Genomic DNA, 5,804 nt, shown 5'->3' on the forward strand with positions numbered 1-5,804 from the left:
GAGGTCGACAGCGAAGTGACGCTGCTGTTGGTCGTGCTCAGGCTGCTCGACAACGAGGCCACGTTGCTGCTGGCGGTGCTCAGGCCGGTCGAGGTCGAGGTCGACAGCGACGTCACGCTGCTGTTGGTCGTGCTCAAACCGGTCGAGGTCGAGGTCGACAGCGAAGTGACGTTGCTGTTGGTCGTGCTCAAACCGCTCGACAACGAGGTCACGTTGCTGTTGGCGGTGCTCAAGCCGGTCGAGGTTGAGGTCGATAAAGATGCGATGCTGCTGCTGGCCGTGCTCAGGCCGGTCGAAGCCGAAGTCGACAGCGAAGTCACGCTGCTGTTGGTCGTGCTCAAGCCGGTCGACGTGGAAGTCGACAACGAAGCGATGCTGCTGTTGGTGGTGCTCAGGCCGGTCGAAGATGAAGTCGATAGCGATGTCACGCTGCTGGCGGCAGTGCTTAATCCTGTCGAAGCAGAAGTCGACAGCGAAGTGATGTTGCTGTTGGTGGTGCTCATGCCGGTGCTCAATTGCGCCACGGTGACCGCATCCCGCGGCGCCGAACCGTCAGCGACATTGGTAATGCGGCGCAGTGCCGCAGCCGAGCCCACCGACACTTCCGACAACGGCGCAGCTGTGCCGGTCAGGAAACCGGTGCCGGTAGGCGCTGCCGCACCGGTCGTCGAACCGGCGCCCAGCGCCACGCTATTGGCATAAGACGCCGTAGCGCCGCGTCCCAGCGCAACGCCGGCAGTCGCGCCGGAAGCGACCGACGACTGGCCGCCGATTGCCAGGCCGTCAGCGGCCAAGGCCTGCGCGCCCATGGTGGCATTGCCGCCGATCGCCACGGCGCCGGCAGCAGCAGCCTGGGTGGAATTAGCTGCGGTCGGCGAGCTGCTGCTGCCGCCCGAGCCGATGGAAACGGTATTGACCGCACTGGCCTGGCTCAACAAGCCGACCGCCACGCTGCTCTGGCCGAATGCATTGGCTTGCACACCGACCGCCGTCGCCAGATTGCCAGCCTTGCTCATGAAACCCAAAGCCGTGCCGTATGCGCCAGTGACCTGGCTGCCGGCGCCGAACAAGGTCACGGCAAGAAGATTGCCGCCATTGGCGCCGCAACCGGCAACTGTCGAGTAGTAACCGCTACCATCGGTTTGCGTCGAGGTGATCGACGTGCCATCCGCGCCCGTATAGTTGGTGCCGCAACCTGAGCCGCCTGTATTGGCGATGGTGCTGGCGTATGCTGAAAACGGCAGCACCATTGCCAGAGCCAGCACGGTGCTTCTGAGCGGGAACTCACCTGTCAGGAATGCTCCCCACACCGAGCGCTCTGCCATGGCTGGCGCGCCGACGGAGCAGCTGACTCCCGATCGCTTACCCTTGGCGGCAACCAGTTCCGAGACGGCAACCCAGGTGCCCAGGATTTGGCTATATACGGTGCGGTAAATTTTATTCATGGTTGGCTCTATGCAAAAGTGAGTACAACTTGCTCTAAGGGATCGAATCGATCACGCAGAAACAGAAAATTCGGAAAAACTAGATGGAAAACAGGTAGCGGACGGCCGCCAGCAAGCGCTCTGCAGTGCTCACGGAAAACACCATGGCCAAGGGGAACAACAAAGCCAGGCCAGCAAGGGCCTTGCCGTTTTGTCGGACAAAGTCAGGAGTCATGTTTGAAGCCAGCAACGGCCGGACTTTGACCGCTTGATGCAATTTGTTCATATTTTCCCCTCGAAAATTTAGCGTTGACCTAACCGCAAAGAACTCTTTAATCACATCAAGGGCGACGGGGTGAACTGACCTGATTTGGTTTTTTTGATTTGTCGTATCCCTGCTGCCGCTTCAAACATCAAGAGCTCAGCTCTCAGATAAATCTTGAGACAGCCGCAATTTATCACCACGCCGTGTTCTATTTTTCGCAACTTAACAATCTTTGACAATGAGTAACATTTGTTCACATTTTATTTGCCGCAAACCAACTATTTGACTCCTGCCGGCCACTTAAATTGATAAACGGCAAGTAAAATCCCGATTTGAAATTTTCTGAAAGCAATTGTTAAATAGCCTTACGGAAACACTCATTAAAATCCAGGCGATAAAAACCCCGTAACGACTGAGTCATTGCGTTTTTTGTCCCGGGCGTCTTATTGCTTACGTCACGCGGTCCCTGGCAAGCTATCCGCCGGCAGGATTACCATAATTTGAAATCGACGCCGGCCGATACACCCCAGGCGCTGCCGGTGGTGCTGACGCCAACGCCCCAGGTGTTATTGCCAGTACTGCTCTTCGCCCGGAACTGCAAGGCCAGCGCGCCATAGCCCTGATAGGAGCCGATGCCGACCCCTACCCGGCCCTCACCGCGTTCCAACGCGCTTGTCACCGCGCCCGACATCGCCATGCTCATGGCCACACCGGAGTAGGCAATGCGTTTGACATCGCCGATCTGGTTTTGCACGTTATTCAGCTGAGACATATTGACAGCGTCGGTCGGATTGACGCCCGCCGCGACATTGGTGATACGACGTTCATTGCCAGGAGAACCGACCGATACCGTATTCGCCTGGTCCGCCACCGAATAGGCGCCCAGCGCGACCGAGTTGTTCGCCGTGGCTTGCGCACCGGCTCCGGTCGCCACCGCGTCGTTGCCCGAAGCCAAAGCGTTATTACCGATTGCCACGGTAGGATCGCCAGTCGCCCGGGCGTTATAGCCGATCGCCACCGAACCGGCTTGCGATGCCAGGGCGCGGAACCCCACCGCCGTGGCGTTGGTGTCGGTAGCCTGGGCGTTCGAGCCGATCGCCGTTGCCCCGTCCTTGGTCGCCTGCGCGCACAGCCCGGTACCGGTGGCATCCACACCGTTGACGCTGCTGCACGTCGACGCCACCACACTGCTGATTGCATTGCCGCTGGTGCCGCGCGTTTGCACCGTGCCATTGCTGTTGGCGCCGCCGATCGTCGTACCGCCCAGCGTGCCGCCATTCGCAGTCGCATTCTTCGACGCGTCCACCAGCGATGTCAGCGTTGTCGACAAAGAGGTCGTGCCGTTGGCGATGTTGCTCATGCCGCTCGAGATCGAAGTAATCTGGCTCAAGCCGGTCGACAGCGACGAGATGCCGGTCGAGAGAGAAGAGATCCCGCTCGAAGTCGACGATGACAAGGAGCTGACATTGCCGTTGGTGGTCGACAGCCCGGTCGACAGGGAATTGACGTTCGAGGTGCCGCTCGACAGGCCGGTCGACAGCGAATTGATGCTGCTGGTGTTGCTCGACAAACCGGTCGAGGCCGACGCCGACAACGAGCTCACGTTGCTGTTAGTCGAACTCAATCCCGTCGACAGCGAACCCAGGCCTGTCGAAGTCGAAGTCGACAACGATGATAGCTGGCTGAAATTCACTGCATCAGTTGGTTTCACGCCAGCAGCAACGTTCGTGAGGATAACCGGCGTGGTTGCGCCAACGCCACCCAAAGTGATGCTTGTATGACCCGGATTGTCATATTGAACGGCATTCGCAACCCCGCTTGATAACGAGGTCACGTTGCTATTCGTTGTGCTCAGCCCCGTAGACAAGGAACCTATGTTGCTGGTGTTGCTGCTGATGCCAGTGGAGGTTGACGTCGACAGCGATGACACACTGCTGTTGGTCGTGCTGAGGCCGGCGGACAGCGACGTGACGTTGCTGTTGGTGCTGCTCAGGCCGGTCGATGTCGAAGTCGACAGCGACGACACGCTGCTGTTGGTCGTGCTGAGGCTGGTGGACAGCGACGTGACGTTGCTGTTGGTGCTGCTCAGGCCGGTCGAGGTTGAGGTCGACAGCGAAGATACGCTGCTGTTGGCAGTGCTGAGGCCACTGGACAGCGAGGTGACGTTGCTGCTCGTCGTACTCAGACCGGTCGAGGTCGACGTCGACAGCGACGACACGTTTGCTATTGGTCGTGCTCAGTCCGCTGGACAGCGAAGTAACGTTGCTGTTCGTCGAACTCAGGCCAGTCGAAGTCGAGGTCGACAGCGACGATACGCTGCTGTTGGTGGTGCTGAGGCCACTGGACAGCGAAGTAACGTTGCTGTTTGTGCTGCTCAAGCTAGTCGATGTCGATGTCGACAGCGACGACACGTTGCTATTGGTCGTGCTCAGTCCGCTGGACAGCGAAGTAACGTTGCTGTTCGTCGAACTCAGGCCAGTCGAAGTCGATGTCGACAGCGACGATACGCTGCTGTTGGTGGTGCTCAGGCCTGTCGACGCGGAAGTCGACAGCGACGAAACACTGCTGTTAGTGGTGCTCAGACCGCTGGACAGCGAAGTGACATTGCTATTCGTGCTGCTCAAGCCTGTCGAAGTCGACGTCGACAACGAGGACACGGTGCTATTGGTAGTACTCAGGCCGCTGGACAGCGAAGTAACGTTGCTGCTCGTCGTGCTCAGACCCGTCGAAGCCGAGGTCGACAGCGACGAAACACTGCTGTTGGTGCTGCTCAGACCACTGGACAGCGAAGTGACGTTGCTGTTGGCCGCGCTCAACCCCGTCGAAGTCGAGGTCGACAACGACGATACGCTGCTGTTGGTGGTGCTGAGGCCACTGGACAACGAAGTGACGTTGCTGCTCGCCGTGCTCAGACCCGTCGAAGCCGAGGTCGACAACGACGATACGCTGCTGTTGGTGGTGCTGAGACCGCTGGACAGTGAAGCCACGTTGCTATTGGTGCTGCTCAGGCCCGTCGAGGTCGAGGTCGACAGTGACGATACGCTGCTGTTTGTCGTGCTCAGGCCACTGGACAACGAGGTGACGTTGCTGTTCGTCGAACTCAGGCCAGTCGAAGTCGAGGTCGACAATGACGACACGTTGCTGTTGGTGCTGCTCAAGCCTGTCGACGCGGAAGTCGACAACGAAGACACACTGCTGTTGGTGGTGCTCAGACCGCTGGACAGCGAAGTGACATTGCTGTTGGTGCTGCTCAGGCCGGTCGAGGTTGAAGTCGACAGCGACGATACGCTGCTGTTGGTGGTGCTGAGGCCACTGGACAGCGATGTGACATTGCTGTTCGTGCTGCTCAAACCGGTCGAAGTCGAGGTCGACAATGACGACACGTTGCTGTTTGTGGTGCTGAGGCCACTGGACAACGAGGTGACGTTGCTGTTGGTGCTGCTCAAGCCGGTCGACGCCGAGGTCGACAGCGATGATACGCTGCTGTTGGTGGTGCTGAGGCCACTGGACAGTGAAGTGACGTTGCTGTTGGTGCTGCTCAAGCCGGTCGACGTCGAAGTCGACAGCGACGACACGTTGCTATTCGTTGTGCTCAGTCCGCTGGACAGTGAAGTAACGTTGCTGCTCGTCGAACTCAGGCCAGTCGAAGTCGAGGTCGACAATGACGACACATTGCTATTTGTCGTGCTCAAGCCACTGGACAGCGAGGTGACGTTGCTGCTCGTCGTACTCAGACCGGTCGAGGTCGAGGTCGACAGCGACGATACATTGCTGTTGGTGGTGCTGAGGCCGCTGGACAGTGAAGTCACGTTGCTATTGGTGCTGCTCAGGCCCGTCGAGGTCGAGGTCGACAGTGACGATACGCTGCTGTTTGTCGTGCTCAGGCCACTGGACAACGAGGTGACGTTGCTGTTCGTCGAACTCAGGCCAGTCGAAGTCAAGGTCGACAATGACGACACGTTGCTATTTGTCGTGCTCAGGCCACTGGACAGCGAAGTGACGTTGCTATTCGTGCTGCTCAGGCCTGTCGACGCGGAAGTCGACAGCGACGATACGCCGCTATTCGTTGTGCTCAGACCGCTGGACAGCGATGTGACATTGCTGTTCGTGCTGCT

The 5,804-nt window shown here is 58.8% G+C and carries 2 protein-coding genes and 1 pseudogene; all 3 read right to left on the reverse strand.

Annotated features, from left to right (window positions below):
* Positions 1-1,445, reverse strand: a 1,445-nt coding sequence (locus AC07V8_RS25670) for an ESPR domain-containing protein (RefSeq protein WP_494681186.1), incomplete at its 3' end; no start/stop codon positions are given.
* 79 nt (positions 1,446-1,524) lie between these two features.
* Complete coding sequence (locus tag AC07V8_RS25675) at positions 1,525-1,710, reverse strand: hypothetical protein (RefSeq protein ID WP_494681187.1); 186 nt, start codon at positions 1,708-1,710, stop codon at positions 1,525-1,527.
* A 469-nt stretch (positions 1,711-2,179) separates the two neighbouring features.
* A pseudogene (locus AC07V8_RS25680) lies at positions 2,180-5,195 on the reverse strand (YadA family autotransporter adhesin); the annotation flags it as partial.
* Positions 5,196-5,804: the final 609 nt, after the last annotated feature.

The sequence above is a fragment of the Collimonas sp. GW821-FHT02H07 genome (genome assembly GCF_059421505.1).

What these genes read in the sequence shown, in the direction of transcription:
- AC07V8_RS25675 (WP_494681187.1), bottom strand. Translation starts at nt 1,710, where the DNA reads ATGAACAAATTGCATCAAGCGGTCAAAGTCCGGCCGTTGCTGGCTTCA.